At 45.5% G+C, this 24,101-nt stretch carries 21 protein-coding genes; 10 read left to right on the forward strand and 11 right to left on the reverse strand.

What is annotated here, in order from left to right; genetic code table 11:
- Positions 1-61: 61 nt before the first annotated feature.
- Together P2G85_RS14090 and P2G85_RS14095 are read right to left on the reverse strand one after the other, a co-directional pair.
- Positions 62-1,015 carry a TerC/Alx family metal homeostasis membrane protein gene (locus P2G85_RS14090; protein ID WP_275864767.1) on the reverse strand — a complete coding sequence of 318 codons (954 nt, stop codon included), beginning with the start codon at positions 1,013-1,015 and terminating at the stop codon, positions 62-64.
- Positions 1,016-1,586: 571 nt separating this feature from the next.
- A complete protein-coding gene (locus tag P2G85_RS14095; RefSeq protein WP_275864713.1) occupies positions 1,587-3,326 on the reverse strand; it encodes a bifunctional UDP-sugar hydrolase/5'-nucleotidase in 1,740 nt (579 codons plus the stop codon).
- A gap of 257 nt (positions 3,327-3,583) precedes the next feature.
- Here P2G85_RS14095 and P2G85_RS14100 point away from each other — a divergent pair, with 257 nt between their 5' ends.
- The gene (locus tag P2G85_RS14100) at positions 3,584-5,221 is read left to right on the forward strand and encodes an ATP-dependent endonuclease (protein WP_275864714.1); all 1,638 of its coding nucleotides are present in this window, start codon (positions 3,584-3,586) and stop codon (positions 5,219-5,221) included.
- A 111-nt stretch (positions 5,222-5,332) separates the two neighbouring features.
- Here the strand turns inward: P2G85_RS14100 and P2G85_RS14105 are convergent, their stop codons facing one another.
- Complete coding sequence (locus P2G85_RS14105; RefSeq protein ID WP_275864715.1) at positions 5,333-5,815, reverse strand: DUF1097 domain-containing protein; 483 nt, start codon at positions 5,813-5,815, stop codon at positions 5,333-5,335.
- 268 nt (positions 5,816-6,083) lie between these two features.
- Positions 6,084-6,989, reverse strand: coding sequence for a LysR substrate-binding domain-containing protein (locus P2G85_RS14110; protein WP_275864716.1), 906 nt, complete (start codon positions 6,987-6,989; stop codon positions 6,084-6,086).
- Between the two features lie 269 nt (positions 6,990-7,258).
- On the opposite strand from P2G85_RS14110, the gene focA reads away from it, so the two are divergent.
- Positions 7,259-8,710: a formate transporter FocA gene (gene focA / locus P2G85_RS14115; protein ID WP_275864717.1), complete on the forward strand. Its 1,452-nt coding sequence runs from the start codon at positions 7,259-7,261 to the stop codon at positions 8,708-8,710.
- 83 nt (positions 8,711-8,793) lie between these two features.
- Here focA and P2G85_RS14120 read toward each other — a convergent pair whose 3' ends face one another.
- From P2G85_RS14120 to P2G85_RS14130, 3 genes are all read right to left on the reverse strand, one after another.
- Positions 8,794-9,363, reverse strand: coding sequence for a YceI family protein (locus P2G85_RS14120; protein WP_275864718.1), 570 nt, complete (start codon positions 9,361-9,363; stop codon positions 8,794-8,796).
- Positions 9,360-9,899 (reverse strand): cytochrome b, encoded by a 540-nt coding sequence (locus P2G85_RS14125; RefSeq protein ID WP_275864719.1) that lies wholly within the window; start codon positions 9,897-9,899, stop codon positions 9,360-9,362. Before P2G85_RS14125 ends, P2G85_RS14120 begins: the two co-directional genes overlap by 4 nt.
- A 163-nt stretch (positions 9,900-10,062) precedes the next feature.
- Complete coding sequence (locus P2G85_RS14130) at positions 10,063-10,305, reverse strand: DUF2164 domain-containing protein (protein ID WP_275864720.1); 243 nt, start codon at positions 10,303-10,305, stop codon at positions 10,063-10,065.
- A gap of 134 nt (positions 10,306-10,439) precedes the next feature.
- On the opposite strand from P2G85_RS14130, the gene P2G85_RS14135 reads away from it, so the two are divergent.
- Together P2G85_RS14135 and P2G85_RS14140 are read left to right on the forward strand one after the other, a co-directional pair.
- Positions 10,440-11,072, forward strand: a complete 633-nt coding sequence (locus tag P2G85_RS14135) for a hypothetical protein (protein ID WP_275864721.1) — start codon at positions 10,440-10,442, stop codon at positions 11,070-11,072.
- Between the two features lie 186 nt (positions 11,073-11,258).
- Positions 11,259-12,047 (forward strand): EAL domain-containing protein, encoded by a 789-nt coding sequence (locus P2G85_RS14140; RefSeq protein ID WP_275864722.1) that lies wholly within the window; start codon positions 11,259-11,261, stop codon positions 12,045-12,047.
- Between the two features lie 234 nt (positions 12,048-12,281).
- On the opposite strand, the gene P2G85_RS14145 is transcribed toward P2G85_RS14140, so the two are convergent.
- Entirely contained in the window at positions 12,282-13,532 is a 1,251-nt protein-coding gene (locus P2G85_RS14145) for a DEAD/DEAH box helicase (protein ID WP_275864723.1), read from the reverse strand.
- A 54-nt stretch (positions 13,533-13,586) separates the two neighbouring features.
- Positions 13,587-14,204, reverse strand: coding sequence for an ACP phosphodiesterase (locus tag P2G85_RS14150; protein WP_275864724.1), 618 nt, complete (start codon positions 14,202-14,204; stop codon positions 13,587-13,589).
- A gap of 607 nt (positions 14,205-14,811) precedes the next feature.
- On the opposite strand from P2G85_RS14150, the gene P2G85_RS14155 reads away from it, so the two are divergent.
- Together P2G85_RS14155 and P2G85_RS14160 are read left to right on the forward strand one after the other, a co-directional pair.
- Entirely contained in the window at positions 14,812-16,242 is a 1,431-nt protein-coding gene (locus P2G85_RS14155) for a methyl-accepting chemotaxis protein (RefSeq protein ID WP_275864725.1), read from the forward strand.
- Between the two features lie 383 nt (positions 16,243-16,625).
- The gene (locus P2G85_RS14160; RefSeq protein ID WP_275864726.1) at positions 16,626-16,841 is read left to right on the forward strand and encodes a hypothetical protein; all 216 of its coding nucleotides are present in this window, start codon (positions 16,626-16,628) and stop codon (positions 16,839-16,841) included.
- Here the strand turns inward: P2G85_RS14160 and P2G85_RS14165 are convergent.
- Positions 16,838-17,506, reverse strand: a complete 669-nt coding sequence (locus P2G85_RS14165; RefSeq protein WP_275864727.1) for an HAD-IA family hydrolase — start codon at positions 17,504-17,506, stop codon at positions 16,838-16,840. The two genes, P2G85_RS14160 and P2G85_RS14165, sit on opposite strands and share 4 nt — an antisense overlap.
- Before the next feature lie 354 nt (positions 17,507-17,860).
- A complete protein-coding gene (locus P2G85_RS14170; RefSeq protein WP_275864728.1) occupies positions 17,861-18,376 on the reverse strand; it encodes a flavodoxin in 516 nt (171 codons plus the stop codon).
- 202 nt (positions 18,377-18,578) lie between these two features.
- On the opposite strand from P2G85_RS14170, the gene P2G85_RS14175 reads away from it, so the two are divergent.
- From P2G85_RS14175 to glgC, 4 genes are all read left to right on the forward strand, one after another.
- Positions 18,579-19,052 (forward strand): CreA family protein, encoded by a 474-nt coding sequence (locus P2G85_RS14175; protein WP_275864729.1) that lies wholly within the window; start codon positions 18,579-18,581, stop codon positions 19,050-19,052.
- Between the two features lie 130 nt (positions 19,053-19,182).
- Complete coding sequence (locus tag P2G85_RS14180) at positions 19,183-20,487, forward strand: inosine/guanosine kinase (RefSeq protein WP_275864730.1); 1,305 nt, start codon at positions 19,183-19,185, stop codon at positions 20,485-20,487.
- 243 nt (positions 20,488-20,730) lie between these two features.
- Positions 20,731-22,479: a formate--tetrahydrofolate ligase gene (locus P2G85_RS14185; protein ID WP_275864731.1), complete on the forward strand. Its 1,749-nt coding sequence runs from the start codon at positions 20,731-20,733 to the stop codon at positions 22,477-22,479.
- A gap of 364 nt (positions 22,480-22,843) precedes the next feature.
- Positions 22,844-24,085 (forward strand): glucose-1-phosphate adenylyltransferase, encoded by a 1,242-nt coding sequence (gene glgC / locus P2G85_RS14190; protein ID WP_275864732.1) that lies wholly within the window; start codon positions 22,844-22,846, stop codon positions 24,083-24,085.
- Positions 24,086-24,101 lie beyond the last annotated feature (16 nt).

Here is a 24,101-nt window from a genome sequence, read left to right on the forward strand (position 1 = left end):
AAATGACACATACGATTAACATTTGATGTTTTCAATTTCGTGACATTTGTCCATCGCCGACTTATTTTTGATTAGTAATTTTTACACTTAGTTTATTGATTTGTCTGCTATGATTGATGGACAAAATGATCGCACTTGACATTACTAGCACCAGGAAACACAACGACCACAGGGTCGGTATTTCATACACAGTGTCAACTAACAACATCTTGATCCCAATAAACAGCATGATCACCGATAAGGCTGGTTTCAAGTATACAAACTTATCTAACATTGCTTGCAGTACAAAATACAATGAACGCAAACCAAGCAAGGCAAAGACATTGGCAGCTAAGACCAGGAATGGTTCCTGCGTAACTGCAAATATCGCAGGGATAGAGTCTAAGGCAAACATTACATCCATCACCGCAATCACCCCTATCACGATAAGCATTGGGGTGACACACCACTTCCCTGCGCGATGAATCAGGACTTGCTGACCATGATACTGTTCACTAACAGGTAAAAAACGCCGGATGAATTGTTCTGGATAAGGGTTAACTGATTCATGCTCGTCTTTCTCGATGGCCAGCTGAATCCCAGTCCAAATGAGAAATGCGGCAAACAGGTACAGTACCCAATGGTATTGGGCCAGCAACTGTGCGCCAATCGCTATCATCAATGCACGAAGCAATAAAGCACCGATAACCCCCCACAGCAGAGCTCGGGGACGTAACTCTTCCGGTACTTTGTACTGAGAAAAGATAATCGCAAACACAAACAAATTATCGACACTGAGCGACTTTTCCAGTAAATAGCCCGTTATAAAAGCAATCGTCGCTTTTTCATGAGAATAGTCGCTGTTGGGTGCGTAGAAATCCCATCCAAAATAGATTGTCGTGGCAAAGGCAAATGCCAGCAGGAACCAAAACAGACTCCAACTCACCGCTTTTTTCATACTGATAGCGCCGCCACGTGTTTGATGAATATCAATGCCAATCAGAGCAAGCGTCAACATGCCGAAGGTTACATACATGAAAGCTGGGCTTTGAGTAAAAACGGGATCACTAAACTGAATGATATTTTCGAAAAAAGACATATATCCTCCCTGGCGGAAGGAAATGCATAGGAAGACCTTCCGCATACAATACAAACTAGCAGGCATAGGACTTGTGTCTGCTGATGATGAATGCGTTGGTCTCGTTACGGTGAAAGCTCAGATAATGCCAGGCTGTTCACCTTTACTTACCGGATAAGCGTGCGCTTAACGAGATGACGATAAGTAAAATTGTGTGACTACTCCCCAAACGATGCAGATCATACGCTGTAAATGCGAAATCGCCAACAAATAATCCTTATCCTTAAGGTTATAACCAATTGTTATTTTTCCCAAAAAAAGCAAAAGGGAGCAATAAGCTCCCTATTTACTACAGATTGATAACGGCATTAAATCCCACTGGCCGGCACAAAATACACCAAGGTTGACCAAACGGCCACCCATGCCACTACCACGGCCAAATCAGCCCAGTCTTTGTTCCACATACTTCTTTCCTCTCAAACGCATGTAGCGCCTGAGAGAAAAGCAAATTAGATACCAAAAATTATCATTAAAGCCGTTGTGAGTGAGAGTTGTGATGTTGATTCAAATAACTTGGCACATCAGACAACAGCTCAATAAAACAGTCTGCCATTGACATTAGGCTAATGTAGCCCTCGCCTTTCATTTCAAGTAGCGCGTCATAACCCTCTTTGCCTTTCATGGTATATGCTGACGAAGCGCCTTTATACCAGCTATTTTGCTCAACGGGCGTCCATTGCTGACCATCAAAAATATCAAGCCGCTTAATACGATTGCCTAATGGTGCCAGCTTGTCGTATTCAAAACTCAAATTGTGAGTGTAAGGGTAACTTCCTGAGCCGGTTCCTATGACACCGTTATTCAAAGCGTTGTTAATCGCACCTTCCAGTGTACGTCGAATCGCATCGCCCTGTATCTCATAACAACCGATTGGCACGGCAAAGGGCAATAACTTTCCGGCAATGTCAGCTACGGTAATCGTCCCTGGGTTGAATGATGACCGAACTCCACCGGCATTATGAATCGCAAACTGAACCTCATGCCCTCGCTTGTTTAAGCTGTACAAAAATGACTCTGCGACCGCCGGGGCCAACTCACTTCCGCCAAACTCATCCGGCACTCTTAAATGACGCAGTTTCACCGGAGTATGGGCAATGACTTCTGACTGTAACCGTCTGACCTGCGGAATGTATTTGTTGTTTAAAATCGACTGCGTTTCCGGGTGCTTTTTGCACACAACGACATTAGGCTGTCCGTGGATGAAATCACACGCCACCTGAAACATACCTTGGTCCAACTGCTCGTTTAGTTTTGAATCCCAGAAAATTCGGCGCCCCAACAGCAGTTCGTTTTGACCAGTGTGCATTGTTGTTTTGCCGTTTTCATCAAATGTTAAGACGCAATGCCCCATCGTCAACGCATGGTAACCGGCTTGTACCACATAGGTACCATTGACTCTGACACCGTATGGTTCGTCTTTACCCAAGCCAATTAGCGAAAAGTCACCTTGTAACTTATGACTGTGGCCGCCAACAATAATACCAATTCCATCAACTTGTCTGGCGAGTTCCAGATCGCCTTCATAACCTAAATGACTTAATACAATTACCTTATTGATGCCAGCCTGATGAATTTGCTCAACAGTTCGCTGCGCTGTGGCAATCGCAGGCATAAACGGAGTGTCGGCATCTGGGTTCGCAATATCGGACATCTTATCAATCGATACACCAAAGATGGCCACTGGCTCACCATCAAATTTTTTGATGATGTAACTTGCGCTTTGTGTGCCGGGTTGATAGCTGGCGATGTTATCAAGTTCACTTAACCGGTGCACTTTGTCATGTGACTCATCTGACAGGTTCCAGTTACCGGCAAGCAAAGGAAACTGGATCCGCTGGCAAAACTGAGCCACCGGTTCATTCCCCATATCCAGTTCATGGTTACCCAGTGCCATCGCGTCAATACCAATGGCATTGAGCAGATCGGCATTTGCTTTTCCTTTAAATAAAGAAAAATACAACGTGCCCTGGAAACAGTCGCCGGCATGAAGAAAAAGTGTTCCACGGCCCTGGCGGTCGGCATCTTCTCTTAATTGCTCGATACGGGTAGCGATACGTGAAAAGCCACCAGCACTAACATAAGGTTCTAGCGAGAGTTCGTCGTTAATACGGAGTTTTAGCTGTAATGACGTTGGCTCAAAATAGGAATGAGTGTCATTGATGTGTGCCAGTGTAAGTGTGACTGGCTTATGATTATTGTTCACTGTCATCTTCTCTCTCATCATTCCTGCTAATAGTAATAGGTAAATGATGACAGAAACATGACTATTATGAAACAGAGATTTTCTATTACATATTTACGTGATCGCGGCTGAATAACTCCACCAGTGAAAGCCCGCCAGAAAAATACCGGTCTTTATCTAGTGACAGTTTTGTGAACTCAAGTTAGCTCATACAGAGGTTTTTAATATATGCTTAGGAAAGGCGATTAATTCTAATAAATCAAATAATTGCAAGGAGGAGTGCGATGAGATTAGATCGTGTTGAAATCTCAGGCTTTAGAGGCATCAAGCGCCTGGCACTCTCTTTTGATGAGCTGACAACTCTCATTGGTGAAAATACCTGGGGTAAATCTTCATTACTTGACGCGTTATCGATTGTTTTATCTGCCAGTGGTGAGCTTTATCAGTTTGAGATACGAGATTTTCACGTTGACTATTCGATTTCTCACCCGCAAACACAACATTTACAAGTCATTCTTTGTTTCAAAGCGAGGGACAAACAAGAAACCACAGCCGGACGGTATCGTAGACTCAAACCCGCATGGTGTGAAACTGAAGATGGAGAACACAAAATTTTCTATCGTATCAGTGCATCACGTGACGGGCATAACGTGACGACGTCACGGGCATTCCTAGACAAGGACGGTAGCCAAAAGCAAATACATCACGCAGATAAAATCGCAATGGAACTCATGACCTTACACCCCGTTATTCGTTTGCGTGACTCAAGGCGCTTTCCCCACCCGATTGCCGAAAACGGGAACGGCAAAAATGCACGCATTGAGAAACGGATCAGCAATACCTGCCGTCGTCTGGGGGCGATGCCAGGTCATGTGAACAAAGGAGAAATTCGCAGTAGCCTGAACTCGATGCAAACTTTGGTTGAGCACTACTTCTCATTCCGCAACGATTCCAGAAAGAGCGACCCACGTAAACCAAGGGACGGGCTGTTTTATGCCAGCCCTTCCTCAGAACAAGGCCTGAGCCAGTTTTTAAAAGCTAATAAAAACAAGCAAACCCGTCTATTGTTACTTGGGGTGTTAAACGCCTTTCTCCAGGCGAAGGGCCCCAACGAGCTACGCCGTTGCGCTCGTCCTATCTTGATCGTTGAAGATCCGGAAGGGCGATTACACCCCACTCATTTAGCGCGCGCCTGGGGTTTGCTGCAGTTGCTGCCAATGCAAAAAATCTTAACCACTAACAGTGGAGATATGCTGGGTTCAGTACCTATCTCCACTATCCGGCGATTAGTCCGTTTATCGGACCGAACTGTCACCAAGAACCTCAAAGCCGGACGGTTCAGCACCGATGAACTAAGACGAATCGGTTTTCATATTCGATTTCACCGCTCCGGTGCCTTATTCGCCCGATGTTGGTTACTGGTCGAAGGTGAAACTGAAGTATGGCTGTTTAATGAGTTGGCTCGACAATGCGGTTATGATCTCGCAGCGGAGGGGGTTCAGATCGTTGAGTTTGCCCAATCAGGCTTACGCTCATTGATTAAAGTGGCCAAAGAGTTTGGCATAGACTGGCATGTTGTTACTGATGGTGATGCGGCAGGTAAAAAGTACGCCCAAACCGTAAAAACCCAGTTGGGAATCGATCAAGAACGCCACCGATTGACCGAACTGCCTGATAAAGACATCGAGCATTTCTTGTACAACAATGGTTTTGAAATTTTCTTTAAGGATATTATCAAAGTTCCTCATGACCACCCGATACCCGCCAAAAAAGTAGTCCACCGCGTTTTGAAGAAACACGCTAAGCCTGATCTGGCATTAGCCATTGTTTCTCATTGTGAAGCGAAAGGAATGGATTTTATCCCGGTACTGTTACGTTGGACCTTAAAACGGGTTGTCACCATGGCCAATGGCAACACATAAAAAAAAAGCACATCGATTTGATGTGCTTGTATCAAGAATCATAAATTTTGATTAATCGTATCAAGTGGGATAAGACTCAATACTCAGTGGATACAAATTAGATCGGGGGTACTACTGAACCTGCTCGGTGAGAGAAGAAGTAGTGTTTTGTGATTTCGCATGCAACCAAAGCCCGGTTGATTTCATCAGGTAACCAAATACGCCACCCAACAGCAAAGACGGTACAACTAACTGCCAGTTACCATCGGCTGCAAAGGTTGCACAAGAACCAATGAAAGTACCAGGAATGTAAGCTAACCAAGACTGTTTAGCCTGAATACACATAAAGAACGCAACTACTGCAGTTATGACATAGCCAAGAATTTCCAGCCCGGCGAAAGTTGAACCATAAATGATCACCATTGCCCAGAATACACCGGTCATATTGGTCATCAAACTCTCAAACAAACCTCTTAATCCACTCTTCGGAGCAGCGAAATAGCTTGTACAGCCCAAAAAACCTGCCCAGGACAAAAGACCTAATGAGATGGCAATCCAACCCCAAACGCCAGATAAAATCCCGGTTGTAATCGAAATTGCTAATAGTGTCGTCATAGTATTCGTAACCTTTTCGGCCAGCATCACACCTTGATGGTTCGATAACTGCCTTCATGCGTTGAAATCACAGGGCTAATAGTAGGGGCCAGACGCGCTTATATCGGTGATAGTGATCACATAGTGCGCCAATCAACATACATGTATTTCATCATTAATTTGACGCAACCGATAAATCAACAGATTTCGAAAATAACAAAATGGGCAATAGAAAGCTCTTCCTGGGTTGAAAGAGCTTTTCAGAAGGTAAATAAAGGAAGAAGTAAATCTAGAATACTGACGGTTTACCTTTCATCATTCTCAAACCTTCACGCTTTATGCAGTCAACCAAAGGGTTTTCTGCCATATCGGCACGCCAAATGAAGGAAAGTGTACGCTCCATCTTCAACTCTGGCACATTTAGTGCGATCAGTTGACCTGATTCGATATAGCGCTCAACATCTAAGTACGGCAAACAAGTCAGATACTGTCCATTAGCAACCAAGCTGCGTAATACCGGCACGTGTTCATACTCTCGCCACACATCCAGGTCTTCGATTAAATGATGAATAGAACTATCAAATATTTTTCTGGTTCCTGAGCCGTGTTCTCTCAGTACCCATTTTGCCTGCTCCAGCTGCGCTAAACTCACGGACTGGTTACGGGAGAAAGGATGATGTGATGCGGCCACGACCGTAAGGTGGTCCCGGCACCACACTTCTTGATTCAGACGGTTGTCATCACACCGTCCTTCGATGATACCCAGATCATATTTGTAATCCAGTACCCCACCAATAACGCCCTGTGTACTCTGAACACCAAGAGAAATGCGCATCTCCGGAAAGTCATTATCAATAATGCTGATAAGATCTGGAACCAAATGCTCTGCGGGTGTCTGACTGGCCCCCATGCGTATCTCACCACTTAATAAATGCTGTTCATAGAACCCCATTTCTATTTGCAGTGCATCTTGTAAAAGTCGTTTCGCTTTAGGCCTCAGCCACATACCCCAGTGAGTTAAGGCCATTTGCTTGCCTTGCCGCTCAAATAAAGGGCGGCCTAACATTTTCTCAAGCTGTGCCAATGACATGCTGGTCGCTGATTGAGTCAACGCCAGCTTGTCCGCGGCTTGACTTACACTGCCACTGTCGGCAACGGCATCAAATACCGCCAATTGTTTTAATGAATAACGCAATATCTTCTCCAAATCTAATGAACATTATTCATGTCCTCCCTAAAAACGCTCTGCATCAATAAGCAATAGGGTTCATTTTACCTACCCAAAAAATCTTATCAATTAATTTGATGAGGATTCTAAAGATTATCAATTTTACCTTAACCCCCTCCCCCCTTTAGAGTGGCTATGCGGTTTGGGAACACCGCAAATTAAAATCAACACTAAAGCTTTATAGAGCTTAATAATCAAGGAGTTCTAATCATGGAACCACTAGCTAAGGAGTCAACATGGCGGTGACCGATTCTCAAAATCACCAGTATTTTTCTCCGAAAGAAATGATGGCGGAAGCTGAGAAGTTTGCGTTAAGTAAAGCGAAAAAAACCAGCGGCATGACAATTGGCCTTGCAATGATGGCAGGTGCCTTCATTGGCCTGGCATTTCTGTTTTACATTACCGTAACCACTGGAAGTGCAGGCGCTGGCTGGGGGCTAAGCCGTCTTGCCGGAGGGCTGGCATTCAGCATGGGGCTGATCCTGATCGTCATCTGCGGTGGTGAGTTGTTTACCAGTTCAGTACTTTCCAGTATTTCATGGGCGAACCGGCAGATCACGTTCACCAAGATGCTCTCGATCTGGGGCAAAGTTTATCTCGGCAACTTTATCGGTGCGATGCTTTTATTGTTACTCGTCACAGCTGCCGGTCTTTATCAAATGGATGCTGGTCAATGGGGATTAAATGCGCTGAATATCGCGCAACACAAACTGCACCATACCCTTATTCAGGCTTTTGCTTTGGGTATTCTATGTAACCTATTGGTTTGTCTGGCGATTTGGTTAACGTTTAGTTCCGCTAACGCAATGACTAAAGCCGCGATGACCATCTTGCCGGTTGCCATGTTCGTCAGTAGTGGTTTTGAACACTGTGTGGCAAACATGTTTATGGTTCCACTGGGGATCGTCATCGCCAACTTTGCACCAGACACATTCTGGACGACCATCGGTGTCCCTGCATCTCAATACGCAGACTTGAATGTCAGCCACTTTATCAGCGCAAACTTAATTCCGGTAACTCTGGGTAACATCGTGGGTGGCGCTGTGTTGGTTGGCTTATCCAACTGGTGCCTCTACCGCCGGCCAGAGCTTAAGGCCGCGCAGATTGCTTCAATTACAAATACCACAAAAATAACGTCAGTTAAGGAAACTACTATGAAAAACGCCGCAGTTATTAAAGAAATAATGAACCCTAACCCACTCACTTTAAGTGCAGAAATGCCGGTAGCTACAGCCCTGGATACACTGCTGGATAACAATCTTGTTAGCGCGCCAGTTGTAGATATCGAAAACCGTTTGGTTGGCTTCTTCTCTGCACATGATGTTATGGTGGACTTATGGTGTCAGGATTACATTCCGGCTACCGATCAGAAAGTCGTTGATCTAATGAGCCGCGACGTAGTCGCCATCGCTGCAAGTGACCGTCTGGTAGATGTGGTTGAGTTTCTGTGTATTGACAAAGAACAGCTATACCCTACATCAAGCATGGGCATTGCGACCCGGATGACTTCATTGTCTCTTGAAGAACGCGCAAAAAGCATGAAGGTCAGCAAACCACAGGTTCTGCCAATCTTAGAAAATGGCGTAATGGTAGGGATCGTAACCCGCACTCAAGTACTCAACGCCCTTCGCCCAGTTTACGGTGAGCGACTAAACTTAGTTGAAGAAAAACAACTTGAAACTGCATAACAATAACAACACTAACAATTAGCGTTGGCACTAAAAAAGCGCTCTTAGTTTCTAAGAGCGCTTTCTTCATTGGGGGTAACAGGTTACTTCTTCACACCTTCCACATGCAGCTCCATGTCGACATAGCTGGATGTCCCCATTACAGGGATATCAAAGTCAGCGAGCTCCAGGCGGGTCTGACCTAAGAATCCGGCGCGCTCCCCACCCCATGGGTCTTTACCGGCACCAACAAACTCGGCTTCAATCGTGATTGGCTTGGTCACCCCGTGCAAGGTTAGATTACCGATCACATCCAGTTTACCATCGCCTTTATTGACCACTTTGGTGCTGTTAAAGGTCGCCTGACTGTATTTACCGGCGTCAATGAAATCTCCGCTACGGATATGTTTGTCACGTTCGGCATGATTGGAGTCCAGGCTGGTAGTATCAACGACAACATTCACTTTCGATGCTTCAACGTTACCTTCATCAAAGGTAAAATCACCAGAGAAAGAGTTAAAACGACCCTTGATAAAGCTGTAACCTAAATGGCTGACTTTAAAGTTAATTGATGCGTGTGCGCCCTTGGTATCAATAACGTAATCGGCAGCTTGTGCACTCATCGGCAAAGCTAGCGCGGCCGCGAGTCCGGTAACGAGTAGTGACTTTTTCATTTTGAAACTCCTAACATTTTTCTTAATGTGTTGTCTTTGTCGATAAAGTGATGTTTTAACGCTGCCAGAGCATGAACCCCAGCGAGCAGGATCAATGTCCACGCTGCATAAAAGTGGATGTCACCAGAAACATCAGATTGGTTTGGGAATACCTCGCCCGCACCTGGAACAGTAAACCAGTTGAAAACATCGATACCCCGACCATCTGAGGTAGAAATCAGATAGCCAGAAGCAAAAATCGTCAGCAATAACAGATACATCAGGCTGTGCGCAGCCTTTGCGGCAACCACCTCAAACTTCGAGCCCTCCACAGAGGGAGAAGCTGTCATATGTTTCCAGATAATCCGAACGATGGTGATTAACGCCAACAGAATACCGATAGAACGATGGTAGTCGGGTGCGGTTTTATACCATTTACTGTAATAGCCGAGATCGACCATCCACAGACCGACCGCAAATAACCCAACAATACACACCGCCGACAGCCAATGTATGCCACGTGAAACCAGATTGTAGTTTTTTACCGAAGTTCCCATTTTGTGCTTCCCAGATACAAACCGTAGTTATTGTTAATACAAAAACAATACAATAACCAATTTACTCCATATGAAACACATTATTTACCAGCCTTTACATCAAGCCAATAGCGGTATCTCTATCAACATGTTCAAAATTTTTGATGAACCCTTCTCTCCCGACTCAAACGGAGACTTCTTGCTCTATCTCATAAAGCGCATCGCTCATTTCGTACACTCGTCGCTCGATAACCTTTTTGGCCTCAGCGATCCCCAGGTTGAAATAAATCGGCCCTAACTTTTCAGTGATAAAATCGATTAAGAATTCGCTATCAAACTGGCCGATTTCAACATTCAATTCATCTTGCATATAATCTTTAATCGCGGTTGCGATTTGTTCTTTTTGCGTTCGTTCTAGCTTGATCATTATGTTGCTCCTATACGTTGCTATCGGCGATTTATGGCGGTTAGATCAAGAAGTTGCCGTTCTTCGTTAGTCTCTTTTAAAAAGACTATGCTAACCTCTCACCGATATATTTGGTAAATGTTAAGGGATAATCTTTGCTGTTAGATTTGGTAATACAAAGTGTCAATGACTTTCAGAATGATTGTCTGAAACTATGTGAGAATCATTATCCCGCCGTTCACAACCAGGGGATGAGCGAGCATCATTTAGGGCTGGCCTTTTCAAGGCGCATGGAACATACGTTTAGCCACTTTGGCTATAGCAGTGTCGTAAAGCCGCTGGAGGTGTTAAACGCCCCGGATCTGCCCCATCACTACCGGATATCCTCAGAGATGGGAACCGTTTGGGTTCTTACCCACCATATGGTTAGTGCCGGCAGCGTATGTCGTAAGCATCTGCTCTCTTCTATTACCGAGTGGCAAAGTGAATATGGCTATGCACTACAGCCAAACGACCTGCTCCTTCTTATCAGCGATCACTGGATAAGCCGCAGTAAAACCAGCCGGGAACTACTTCATTGGTGGATGGGGGAATTACCAGATCAAATCAATGAATACCATGAACAGGGTATCACCTTGTATACCAGTGATTCACAGCTAAGCCATTCTCTGGAAACTCAATTTGGTATCACCCCCTGTTACATTAAATTTGGTCATCCTCTGCGACGCTCCAACAAGCAGCAACTGGTTCGGAAATATTTACAGTTGTATGCTGTATTACAATGGTGAGATTTCGTTACTGTGACAAAAATGTTACCGCCAATGAGAATTGTTTGATGCGGCTCGCTAATTCTAATCACTGCTGCCAAACCTACTTGCTTATAGTACTGAGTAAAGATTAGATAGTGGCATTGAATGTCATTATCAGCTGGATATGTTTCACGATATATGCACCTGGCTTAGGTAAAATCACATATGATGGGCAGTACTCAGCTGTTAAGCTGTATTTCTACACAAGAGGACGGACAATTTATCGCTTCCTACCGCGGGCTGACGTTGCGGAGTGTATTCCAACCCATTTATCAACGGGAACTGCAAATTATCGGCTTGGAAGCATTAGTAAGAATAGTTGATCGCAACAACCTGATGCTGCGTCCAGACTTGTTCTTTCACTCAGATGCTGTCCCTACTGCAGATAAACTCAACGTGGAACGTTTGAGCCGTCTGATACACATTGCCAACTTCGCCCAATCCAAGTTCTCTGACCGTAAACTATTTCTCAACGTGTTACCGCAAGCGGCAGAGATGCTGGCTAAAGATCGCAACTATTGCCAGTTGCTCCAACATTCGATTTCTCAAGCTAATCTTAAACAAGAACAAATAGTCATGGAACTAGTGGAACTGTCTGCCAGTGATGAAAGCGCTCTGCATCAAGCGACACAAAAGCTGAGCAGTAGTGGTTATTTGTTGGCAATTGATGACTATGGTGTCAATGCATCCACGATAGAACGGGTTAAACGAGTACGCCCCCACATCATTAAAATCGATCGTTCACTGTTGCTTAAATATGAAGAAGGCGATGTCGGGCACATGATGCAAGCGCTGAAACTCGCTACTGACGTATGTTGCAAAACCGTGATTGAAGGAATTGAAACCGAACATCAACTCAGCTTAATGAAAAAACTTGGTTTCGACATGTATCAAGGCTATTTATTGGCTATGCCAGAGCCGTTAAAAGCCTTTAGCACTGCGAAGAGTGCCTAAAGCAGTAAATAGTCAACCAGTGCCTATCTTATCCTGAACCAAAGCCTTAGTTTAGAAAGCTTCCGGTTCAGAATAGTGAAAGAAACCATCGGTTCTGACCATTTAGAGACTGCGGCAGATGAATTTAATATTCACCAGATAAAAAACAAAATTGCCAATATCTGACGACCAGACAGACTAATCAACAGCCGATCTGGTGCCCCAGCAAAAAGAAATATCTTCGTATGTGGCTTATCACGCCTTGTGCTTGCCACGATTCTTGTGAATCTTCATCTTGGCTTTCAATTTACGTTTCTCTGCGGAACGGCTTTTACGTCTGCCCCCGCCTCTGTCCGGCTCAATATCTTCAATAAGACTAGGTTCAAAGCCTTCCAGCCACTGCTGGGGTAAACGATCATCAAGCAGGTTTTCGATCGCGTGGAGCAAGTACTCTTCATCCCGGCTCATGAGCGAGACTGCCAAGCCTGATTTACCGGCCCGTCCAGTACGACCTATACGGTGGACGTAGTCTTCCGCCTTAAAAGGCATGTCAAAGTTAACGACTTGCTCAAGCTCCTGGATATCTAATCCGCGGGCCGCAACATCAGTAGCAATTAATGCCCGAACCTTACCCTGTTTAAACTCATCTAAGGCCCGTTGGCGTGCACCTTGTGATTTATCGCCATTAATTGATACCGCTTTGATCCCATCCAGTTTAAGCTCTTTGGCTAACTCGTCACTGCCTTGCTTGGTTTTAGTGAAGACCAGCACCTGTTGCCAGTTTTTGGAGCCAATTAAGTACGCCAGCAACTCGCGTTTGCGCTTTTTGTCAACAGGATACACCATTTGTTGCACCGTTTCGGCCGTGGTATTTGCTGGCGATACTTCTACTTCAGCCGGGCTATCCATCAACCAGTAGGCAAGGTTTTTGATCCGCTGTTCAAACGTGGCAGAGAATAACATGATCTGTTTTTCTGACGGTAAGCGACGCAAAATGCGTTGTAAATCAGGCATAAAGCCCATATCTAACATGCGATCTGCTTCATCGAGGACCAACATACCAGTTTTTGAAATGTTCACGTTGCCATTGAACAAGTGATCCAACAACCGCCCGGGAGTTGCAATAAGAATATCGGCACCTTTTTCCAGGTTCTGCTGTTGAACGCGAATGGAAGTTCCACCGTAAACACAAACAATACGCAGCTCACTGCCGGACGCATAAGCGTTAAGATTATCGAATACTTGCTGGGCTAGTTCTCGGGTAGGAACCAGAATCAACGCTTTAGGGCTACCATTGCGTTGCTGCTGTTGGACTACCTGGATAATAGGTAATCCAAACGCGGCCGTCTTTCCTGTCCCTGTCTGAGCAGCTGCAAGCAGGTCTTTACCGGCCAATAGGTGAGGGATGGCCTTTTCCTGAACCGGTGTCGGAGAGACAATATTGAGTTGATGTAATGTATCGACCAACGTTTGTTCAATACCGAGTTCAGTAAAATTAGCAGACATGTGACACCTCATAAATTTGCGAGCGCAGAGTTTAGCAGAGGGTCAGGTGTCATACTACCTTTGTTCTGAAAGCGGGAGTTTTGTGAGCAAGCTGGATTGAAAATTCCCGGCTTGCAGCAATACATCCCTGTATAGTGGCGCAAAACGCTCTTCAAGCTGATTGTATTGCTTTTCCAACACTCCAAACGTGGTGGTGAGATTGGCCATTCTGTGACTTCTTTGCGACATGCGATGTAAAGCAAATTCGATATTTTCCAACTCGCGATACGACAGTAGCCAACCACCGGACCACATTTTTGCATGCAGGTTTAGAAACTTCTCAGGCAGCTCAGTACTAATCTCAGCCTCTACTCTGGCTTGTGCCGAGTCAACAAACTGTTCTAACGGTAAAGGATGATACTGTTGCCAATGCTTGGCCAGACAGTGATCCCAGAACATATCCAACGCAATAGGAGCAAATCGACGAGCTTTACCGGTAAAAAAGTGCTTACACTCTTCGACCAGCATATGCTGGTCGGTAGTACGGTCAACAAACCGATGCAGACGAATGCCGTGTTCAGTTGCGACTTGATACTGCTTGCTTGGATCTCCTTTAACAAAATCTCCAAGCAAGTTTCCCAATAACTGACTGTGGCAATGATCTGCGATGTGCAGGTGGGCGAGAAAGTTCATTAGACGAATCGGTTGGTCTTGATGAACCTAGTATAACGCCTCAACCGGCGTTATGAGAATATGGTGATAGGCGCTTATTCGGAGTCGTCGTCAGTACTCATGTACTCTGACAAATTAATTCCGATCTCCAATGCATCCAGCATTTCTAAGCTTTCATCATTGTGGTTTTGGTCGCTCATTGTGACCTCCTTTCTGTTTACATCTCCTGAAGCGTCAGCGCTTCCATTTACTGGTCTGTGTTTGTTCTGACTGTTGAACAGAAAACCAGTGCTTCTGTTTTATAGCGTTTATATGACACATTGATGACAGGAGGAAGCAAAGTTTTAAAAAGCTATGAGCAGTATCATAAGTAACCGTTTGCCTTTTGCTCAGTGAATATTGCTGTTAATCAACCAAGTTTATACCTGGCAATAGGGGTATGCACTAAGGTGATGTTAAAAAAGCAATACTTATAGGCAGTCATTCCGTTACAGGTCGATTCACTTCACATTTATTGAATTTATATAACTAATGGTTACATAAATAGATGCGCTTTATCACGTATTTTGTTTCGATATACGCCTACCTTTGTTCAATATGTTCACCTATCCCCCATACGGAGCATCAAATGAGAGAAGTTGAGTTTAGAACCATAGACCGACTCTTTATAAAAATGTCGATTAACGACAAAATCTGGGTCATTTTTATCTTATTCTTGGTTACTTTGGCCTCATTGGCAGGAAGCCGGTATCTGAGTGACATCCATCAGTTTGAACAATCTTCCATAACTTCCGCGCAAGCTAAGCTCTCCGGAGTTGTCTTATCAGGTGCCGCTGATATCTCCGGCACCTCAAGCCTGGCAAAAGTTGCGGCTACCACCCCTGCGACATTTGAAAACGGCGTGGTCACAGTGAGTGCTAAGCTTAATAACGGACAAGCAGTCCAGCTTACTGAAAACTTACGCACACAATATCAAGAAACCAAATCACAAGCCCTGAACACCTTTTTACTGAGCTTTCTTTGGGCAGCGCCGTTTGCTGTATTCTGCTACTGGGTAGCAACTTTCTTGGGTGGAGCGCTATGGGTGCTGTACACCACTACGGAAAAAATCGGGAATGGTGATCTGACGTCGCGACTCGGTTTTCACCCTGGGCGAGATGAATTTGGTACTATCGGCTGTGCCCTCGATAAGTCGATGGATACGTTAACTGAGCTAGTGAATAGCGTAAAAGATAATGCAAACACACTCAGTGAAACTTCTGCGGCCTTCGAGCAAGATATGCAGTTGAGCGAAACACAAATTTCCCATCAGTATCAAACGCTGGACTCAGTTGCTACGGCAATGGAACAGATGACCGCTTCAGCCAAAGAAGTGTCCGCCGTTTCTCAACAAGCTACGATGCAATCCGAGCAGGATACCCAGCAGATCGAAAAGAGCCGCCGCTTGGTAGAAAGCGCCATCTCTGAGATTGATACCCTGTCAGGCTATATTGAGCAAACCTCTAGTTCAGTGACCTCTCTGAATGAAAACACTACCCAAATCAATGATGTGATCACAACCATTAATGCGATTTCTGAACAGACCAACTTATTGGCGTTAAACGCGGCGATTGAGGCTGCCCGTGCCGGTGAACAGGGACGCGGCTTCGCGGTAGTTGCCGATGAAGTACGTACACTGGCAAGCCGCACCCAACAAGCAACCGTCGAAATTCAGGCGATGATTGAAAAACTACAGACAGAGAGCCACACAATCGCTTCAATTACTGATCAAACCGTCAAACAAGCTCAAACCAGCAGTCAGTTGATTGGTGAAATCGGCAGAGACGTCGGGACTATCGTCGACTCTTCACGCTCGTTAATGGACATGAGCATCCAAATTTCTACATCAGCAGAAGAACAAAGTGCTGTGGCTAATGACATAGCCTCCGAGTTAGCCGACATACGCAGCCAGTCAAATACCATCAAACAAGTTGCTGAGCAGTCTACTACCGGTGTTGCAAACTTAACCAATGCGTCGACATCTTTAGGTGAGATCCTCAAACGCTACCGGACCGTTTAAGCTCTCTTCCAAGGCCCCTGTCGGGGCCTTTTTTTTGCTTCTGCTTTGATTCATCACAGCAATTAATCCAGTCATCTTCTGACCAATTCTTACCCATCCAACTGCCAGGTATTGGCTAACGAGATAACTTCCTGGTAAATCAGGGATCATTCCGTGGACTTCCAAATATACAATCTGGCCGCATAATCAGTCAGCGAATGCCACCCAAGGGCTTTTTTATCACGAGCGTAGTGAATAAACAGGTAAAAATACGCGTGAGGTCAATGAGATGGATACTTTGAAGTGAATCTCAAGAACTTAAGACAGCTGATGAAACAATATTCAACGAACACTTATTGGGCTAATATTAATTTTGCCAATTAATATTGCTGCTGGTGACAAATATGAATAAGAATAAATATATGCAAGAAAGTGAAATATTGTCCTGCCCATTGTGTCAATATGATGAATATATGATTTCAGCGGACGGAGAGAAATTTACCTGCGCGTCATGCGGGTTTCATACTAGAAATTTGTCCGCCATTCAGTGTCTTCACCAAACGCCTTTGTTACAGTCAAAATTTGAACTCATTCATGGGTTAAGTGAAAGCTGCCATTAAACCGAACAGCTCAGCACTTGCTCCTTTAATTCATCTAACTGGTGTATACGGATAACCCTACTGTCTTCGACACGGTTAACCGGCGCACCATTATAGAGCTGAACAGTTTTGACTCCGGCGTTTAGTCCGGCCTCAACACCTTTGGGGGTATCGTCAATGTAGATACATTCACTCGGCAAAAAGCCCATGTTCATGGCACTGTACATGATCAAGTCAGGTTCAGGCTTCCAGCTGTTGGCATCAAAGGCAGAAAACACTTTGCCCTTAAACTCTGTTAACAACCCCGTAAGCTTGAGCGAGTATTCAATTTTGTCCTTAGGAGCATTAGAGGCGACACAATATTCGATATTGTGTGATTCAAGAAAACGAATCAGCGCTTTGGCTCCTTGCATGGGCTGAAGATGGCGCTCAAACAAGAACTGGACCTCTTGGCGGTATTGAGGCTCAAGCACATCCAAAGAAGCTGTGACATTCAGCAACTGCTTAGCGTCACTCAGGATATCCGCCAGCTTTCCCCCTCGAAACTGGGCAATGCACTCTTCAAAGTTAATCTCGGCACCATATCGACTAAATACATTAATTAATGCCTGGCAACATAAACCTTCACTGTCGACAAGCGTTCCATCACAGTCAAATATAACGCACTTATATTTATTCAGCTCCACATTACCCCTCCCGGCCATACCAAAACACTCAGTCTGGAAAACTTATTTGCTTCTATTAAATATGTAGTTCAATCATATTTAAGTTTTCCTATCATTAAACGATGAAGTTGGCATTTCGTTGACAAGGTAGGAATCAATTAAAAGATTTATAACCCAGATCACCGAATGAAAAGTCGAAAGAAGAGTTTACGCGAGACCGATCAGAGGATAACGCCGACCTGGTTGACATAGGTAGGTATAGATTTTGTGAGGAGCATTACTTACCAGTGCTAGCGCCTCTATCGCACACAGCTTTGCTGTCAGTGGCAGATTCAGGCCATGAGTGCACATCATCAATGTACACTCTTGGCTTCGTCAGGCCTGGCTTTCGAGCAAAATCGCATCGCTGAGCTTTTGGTGTTGATTGAGTTTCAACGCCAGATCGGCGACAAACTGAACCTGGTCAACTCCGACCGCCAGCGCGACATCAGAAATCAGCGTTTGTCCTTCATACTGACTTACAATGGCCGCAGCCGCGGCTTCACCATTTTCAAACGCGACATACAGTTCAAAGTCCGGATCCAGAATGATTTGCGTCAGGTACTCCACAATCAGATCCTGCTCTTCTTGTGCTGACCAACGTTGAGACTGCAGAATGGCAAACATGATAGTTAAGCGATGAAAATCAACCTGATAGATCGATTCTGGTGCATCTGGCCGAGCAGCATTGAGCAAAGACTCATAGCCTAACTCACTAAGTACGCTATTCTCCAGCGCCTCAAAATACAGCGCTCTCCCCTTCAGACTTTCTGCGGTGGGAAATTCAACCTCGACGAGGTCATGAAGCCATTGATTCTTTCTTTTTATGGCGGCTAGCTGTTGGTCATTCATTGGTATGATCCCAATTCTCGCGGTAATTAAATAGTAGCTATCGAAAAGCTCACAGGAACAATCGTAACTGCTGAGTTGGCGTACATTAGCATGAAGCACTGATCAAACCTAGTTAAACGCCTGAACATCATCCATATTTTGTCTTAATCGTAATCATCTGTTAGCTTTATGAGTAATTGACGACCTTTACAAGGACCAACTGATGAAAAAACGATTGCTCACTCTAAGTCTAGTCGCACTCCTTGCCGGATGTGGCAGCGATGAAGTCGGGGATGTGTCATTGGGCTTTTTCACGCTGAAAGACATCAAACTAAACACCCTGGTTGACCCGGAGGTTCCCGGCGTCACATGCCATGTTGCCAGTATTGAAGCCGATTTTAGCCTGGCAGATCCAAGTGACAGCTCCATATCTTGCCGCCAGACTGGTGATATTACCCCGGAGATGATCGCTCGCATCGACAAAAGCAAGTCCGGTGAAGTCGTATTCAAAAAGTCTAAAAGTGTCTTTTTCAAATCGATGAAAATTCGTCGTATTTATGATCCGGAAAATCAGACTCTGATGTATCTCTCCTACTCGACCAAAGAAACATCCGGAAGCTTCAAACACAGCCTGTCGACAGTGCCACTCTGGGGTACAAAAGCTTACGTTACACCAGCGGAAACCAATACCCAATAACCACAATCCGTACAGAAAATACCCGGTCCGTTGATTTCTTCAACGGACCTTGTTCTTTGTAAGAAAATACAACGATTTTCATTTTTTTTGTGATACAATCCCGCCTCTTTTTTCTCACTCAGTAACTAGCATGAAGTTTCCTGGACAGCGTAAATCTAAACACTACTTCCCAACTCACGCTCGAGATCCACTAGTCAACCAAATCAGACAGGCACCCAAGCTATACCGTCCGACAATCGTTGGTGTTGGCCAAACCATTGTGGATATCGAAGCGCGCGTAGATGATGCGTTTTTAGACAAATATAACCTGAGCAAAGGACACTCTCTGGTTCTTGAAGAAAGTCAAGCCGATGCACTTTACGATGAGTTAGTTGAGAAGGGATTGATCACTCACCAGTATCCTGGTGATACCATCGGTAATACGCTGCACAATTATTCTGTGCTGGCCGATAGCAAGTCAGTGTTGCTGGGTGTGATGTCAAAGAACATTCAGGTTGGCTCATTTGCTTACCGCTACCTATGCCGGACTTCAGCGCGGATGAACCTCAACCATTTACAAACGGTAGATGGTCCGATTGGTCGCTGTTACACACTGATTTCACAAGATGGCGAACGTACATTCGCTATCAATGAAGGACATATGAATCAGTTGCTACCAGAAAGCATTCCTGAAGATGTGTTCGCAAAAGCGTCTGCGTTGGTTGTCTCTTCCTATTTGATGCGTGGCAAGCAGGGCGATCCAATGCCTCAGGCGGTACAACGCGCGATTGAATTTGCTAAGAAGCATGACGTACCGGTGGTACTCACGTTAGGCACCAAGTATGTGATCGAAGGCAACGCCGAATGGTGGCAGGAGTATATCCGAGAGAATATCTCTATCGTTGCAATGAACGAAGAAGAAGGTGCGGCGCTAACCGGCCTTTCCGAGCCTCTTGCCGCAGCAGATAAGGCGCTTGAATGGGTTGATCTGGTACTGTGCACCGCCGGACCAAGCGGACTGTACATGGCTGGATATACCGATGAAAAGCTGAAACGTGAAACGACCCACGATCTTCTGTCAGGCTCAATTGCAGACTTCAATAAGTACGAGTTTAGCCGCTCAATGCGTAAGAAAGACTGTGACAATCCAATTAAGGTGTATTCACACATCGGTCCGTACCTGGGTGGCCCATTGGAAATCAAGAACACCAATGGCGCAGGTGATGCCGCGCTGTCTGCCTTGCTGCATGATATGGCCGCTAACTCTTTCCATATGAAAGAAGTGCCTAACTCAGATAAACACGAAGCACCCTGCCTGACCTATTCTTCCTTGTCGCAGATCTGTAAGTACGCGAACCGTGTGAGTTATGAAGTGTTGACCCAACACTCCCCTCGCCTGTCACAATCGCTTCCGGAGCGTGAAGACAGTTTGGAAGAAACATACTGGGACCGTTAATTATATCGGCCTCAAATGAATCACCTGAAGAGGCCACCGTTTGGTGGTCTTTTTGATTTGATCTGACGCAGTATTTAGGTAATTTTGTTTGAATGTAACACACTAAGGCGCACGAACTTCTTTACATGACACAAATTACCAGTATTATTCCGACGCAAACGTTTGCGTAACGCCTTCTACACAATCTTTGCGATTGTAGTGAAACATTGGTCGTTAAGTGTTAGCCACTATTTTGGAGCCTCAATGCAATCTGATATCGACATCTGCCGCAATACTCCCCTGTCTGCCATTCATACCATTGCGTCTCAAGCCGGTTTACTGCCTGACGAATTTGACACCCACGGCAAGTACAAAGCGAAAGTGAATCCGAAGTGTTTACAACGCCTGCAGCACAACAAAGATGGTAAACTGATTCTTGTCACGGCGATCACCCCTACACCATTGGGTGAAGGCAAGACAGTAACCACGATAGGTTTGGCGCAGGGGTTAGCCTCCCTTAATGAATCAGTGATGGCCTGTATCCGCCAGCCCTCCATGGGGCCTGTGTTTGGTGTCAAAGGCGGAGCGGCGGGTGGCGGCTATTCGCAAGTTGCTCCGATGGATGAACTCAACCTGCATCTTACCGGTGATATTCATGCGGTGACCGCCGCGCACAACCTTGCCTCCGCAGCTATTGACGCAAGGCTGTATCACGAACAGCGCGAAGGTTACGATGCCTTTGAACGGCGCACCGGCATGAAAGCGCTGCGTATCGATCCTGCACGAATCACGTGGAAGCGCGTTATGGATCACAACGATCGCGCCCTGCGAATGGTGACGATAGGCCTCAATGAGGAAAACAAACAGGTCAATGGTTATGAGCGTGCCGAAGGATTCGACATTTCCGCTGCATCCGAACTGATGGCAATCCTGGCACTTTCAACCGATCTCAAAGATTTGCGCCAGCGGATTGGACGTATCGTATTAGCTTACGATTTTGATGGCCAGCCGATCACCACCGAAGATTTGCAAGTTGCCGGTGCCATGGCCGTGACGCTGAAAGAGACCATCGCCCCGACGTTGATGCAAACCTTAGAGGGGGTTCCTACCCTTATTCATGCCGGTCCTTTTGCAAATATCGCGCATGGTAACTCATCGATCATTGCTGACGAAATTGCACTGAAACTTTCCAGTTACGTTGTCACCGAGGCTGGATTTGGTTCCGATATGGGCTTTGAGAAAGCGTGTAATATCAAGTCTCACGCATCCGGCAAAGCACCAGACTGTGTCGTGATCGTCGCCACCCTACGTGGCCTCAAAGCCAACTCCGGTTTATATGCTCTTAAACCAGGTATGCCAATTCCCGACTCTATTTTTAATTCAGATCCGAACGCACTGTCCGCGGGCTTTGAGAATCTTAAGTGGCACATCAACAACGTCAGTAAATACGGTATCCCGGTGGTGGTCGCCATCAATCAGTTCCCGCAAGACTGCCAGCAAGAACTGGATTCTTTAAAATCTATGATTCATGACCACTACCCCGCCGTGAAAGTCGCGATCAGCACCGCATTTAGCGAGGGAGGTGCCGGTGCCAACGATTTAGCGCGCAAAGTGATTGCACAATGCACAACACCGGTACAGTTTTGTCCACTTTACACTGCTGAACAGTCTCTGCTGGAAAAACTGATGGCCGTGACTGAAGGAGGCTATGGGGCTGCGAATCTTATATTAAGTGATAAAGCCAAACTCCAGTTAGAAACGTTTGAAAAGCTAGGCTTTGGCCATTTATCAGTATGTGTGGCTAAAACGCCACTATCAATCACCACCGACGCCACCATCAAAGGTGCACCAAACGGTTTTAGCGTAAACATTCGTGACATACGCTTATGCGCTGGCGCGGGCTTTATTTACGCCCTTTCCGGCAACGTCATGACCATGCCCGGATTACCCGATAAACCTGCCTTTATGAATCTTGATTTAGACGATGATGGCAATATTATCGGCTTGTCATAGTTAATCTGAATTAATATCGTTCAGCCAGCAACACTAAGCTACTGAAATCCAAACCTTTGTGGGGGAGTATCCTACTCCCTCATAATGATTCATGCCTTGTTTACACTGTAAATAGTACCTGTCAGATAACAGGCTACACCTTATTTGCTGTCGCACTATATTAGGGCATAACCAGTATTATCATTCCCTAATATGGTGCCAATTACCAGCATGCCCTATCCTATCTAACTGATTTATATGAACTTAATCTGTGGCTTAATTCTTGTACTACAGTTGGATAACCAATTAATCAATACGTCACTTCACGCATACCTGATTTGTTACGCACAACGTTGGATCTCCCCTGACGGTAACCTCTCAGCGTATGCACCAAAAGGGAAAGGGATACACTATGCAAGACGCACTCGCTGTTATTTTAGCCGGAGGAATGGGCTCAAGATTAAGCCCGCTGACCGATGACCGAGCGAAACCTGCCGTTCCGTTCGGCGGTAAATACCGGATCATTGATTTTACTTTAAGTAATTGTTTACACGCAGGTTTAAGAAAAATCTTAGTACTCACCCAATATAAGTCACATTCGCTGCAGAAACACTTGCGCGACGGATGGTCGATCTTTAATCCCGAACTGGGTGAGTACATTACTGCCGTTCCGCCCCAAATGCGCAAAGGTGGTGCATGGTATGAGGGTACTGCCGACGCCATCTATCACAACATGTGGCTGCTGTCGCGCAATGATGCCAAATACGTAGTTGTGCTGTCAGGTGACCATATCTATCGCATGGACTACGCCGCGATGCTGGAAGAGCATAAAGCGAAGGGAGCCAAACTCACCGTTGCTTGTATGGATGTTACGGTTGAAGACGCGTCCGCCTTCGGTGTCATGAGCATCCGTGAAGACGGTATGGTTCAATCTTTTATTGAAAAGCCCGCAACGCCACCAACCCTTCCCGGAGATCCTAACCTCAGCCTGGTATCAATGGGAATTTATGTGTTTGATATGGATGTACTAAAAGAAGTTCTGGAACATGATGCCCAGAATGAAGATTCCAGCCACGATTTCGGTAAAGATATTATTCCCAAGCTGATCGATACCGAATCCGTGTATGCTTATAAATTTTGTGGCAGTAAAGGCCGGGTGGATAAAGACTGTTACTGGCGCGATGTCGGGACGATCGATTCTTACTATGAAGCCAATATGGATTTACTCGAACCGGTTCCGCCAATGAACCTCTATCAGCCTAACTGGCCGATCCGAACCTATGAAATGCAATATCCGCCAGCCCGGACGGTCTCGTCCGCAACGGGAAACGAAGGCATTTTTATCAACTCGATGATCGCTAATGGAGTCATTAACTCTGGAGGATCGGTACATCATTCGATTATCTCGTCTAATGTACGGATTAACGATAGTGCGACGGTTTCCGAAAGTATTATCTTCGGTGACGTGGAGATCGGTGAAGGCTGCCAACTGGTGAACTGCATCGTTGATAAACACGTGCGTATTCCGCCTCATACGGAAATCGGTGTGAACAAAACCGACGACGCCAAGCGATTTCACATTTCAGAAAAAGGCGTCGTTGTGGTGCCAGAGGGTTACCAGTTCTGAGCATTTATGGCCCAAA

This window comes from Vibrio sp. CAU 1672 (genome assembly GCF_029223195.1).
In the GTDB taxonomy this organism is placed as follows: Bacteria; Pseudomonadota; Gammaproteobacteria; order Enterobacterales; family Vibrionaceae; genus Vibrio.

Excerpts from the sequence above, each read along its gene's own strand:
- P2G85_RS14090 (WP_275864767.1), bottom strand. The coding sequence starts at position 1,015 with ATGTATGTAACCTTCGGCATGTTGACGCTTGCTCTGATTGGCATTGAT.
- P2G85_RS14130 (WP_275864720.1), bottom strand. The coding sequence starts at position 10,305 with ATGATCAAGCTAGAACGAACGCAAAAAGAACAAATCGCAACCGCGATT.
- P2G85_RS14125 (WP_275864719.1), bottom strand. The coding sequence starts at position 9,899 with ATGGGAACTTCGGTAAAAAACTACAATCTGGTTTCACGTGGCATACAT.
- P2G85_RS14155 (WP_275864725.1), top strand. The coding sequence starts at position 14,812 with ATGAGAGAAGTTGAGTTTAGAACCATAGACCGACTCTTTATAAAAATG.
- P2G85_RS14095 (WP_275864713.1), bottom strand. The coding sequence starts at position 3,326 with ATGACAGTGAACAATAATCATAAGCCAGTCACACTTACACTGGCACAC.
- focA (WP_275864717.1), top strand. The coding sequence starts at position 7,259 with ATGGCGGTGACCGATTCTCAAAATCACCAGTATTTTTCTCCGAAAGAA.
- P2G85_RS14175 (WP_275864729.1), top strand. The coding sequence starts at position 18,579 with ATGAAAAAACGATTGCTCACTCTAAGTCTAGTCGCACTCCTTGCCGGA.
- P2G85_RS14120 (WP_275864718.1), bottom strand. The coding sequence starts at position 9,363 with ATGAAAAAGTCACTACTCGTTACCGGACTCGCGGCCGCGCTAGCTTTG.
- P2G85_RS14105 (WP_275864715.1), bottom strand. The coding sequence starts at position 5,815 with ATGACGACACTATTAGCAATTTCGATTACAACCGGGATTTTATCTGGC.
- glgC (WP_275864732.1), top strand. The coding sequence starts at position 22,844 with ATGCACCAAAAGGGAAAGGGATACACTATGCAAGACGCACTCGCTGTT.
- P2G85_RS14145 (WP_275864723.1), bottom strand. The coding sequence starts at position 13,532 with ATGTCTGCTAATTTTACTGAACTCGGTATTGAACAAACGTTGGTCGAT.
- P2G85_RS14185 (WP_275864731.1), top strand. The coding sequence starts at position 20,731 with ATGCAATCTGATATCGACATCTGCCGCAATACTCCCCTGTCTGCCATT.
- P2G85_RS14160 (WP_275864726.1), top strand. The coding sequence starts at position 16,626 with ATGAATAAGAATAAATATATGCAAGAAAGTGAAATATTGTCCTGCCCA.
- P2G85_RS14170 (WP_275864728.1), bottom strand. The coding sequence starts at position 18,376 with ATGAATGACCAACAGCTAGCCGCCATAAAAAGAAAGAATCAATGGCTT.
- P2G85_RS14100 (WP_275864714.1), top strand. The coding sequence starts at position 3,584 with ATGAGATTAGATCGTGTTGAAATCTCAGGCTTTAGAGGCATCAAGCGC.
- P2G85_RS14140 (WP_275864722.1), top strand. The coding sequence starts at position 11,259 with ATGATGGGCAGTACTCAGCTGTTAAGCTGTATTTCTACACAAGAGGAC.
- P2G85_RS14180 (WP_275864730.1), top strand. The coding sequence starts at position 19,183 with ATGAAGTTTCCTGGACAGCGTAAATCTAAACACTACTTCCCAACTCAC.
- P2G85_RS14150 (WP_275864724.1), bottom strand. The coding sequence starts at position 14,204 with ATGAACTTTCTCGCCCACCTGCACATCGCAGATCATTGCCACAGTCAG.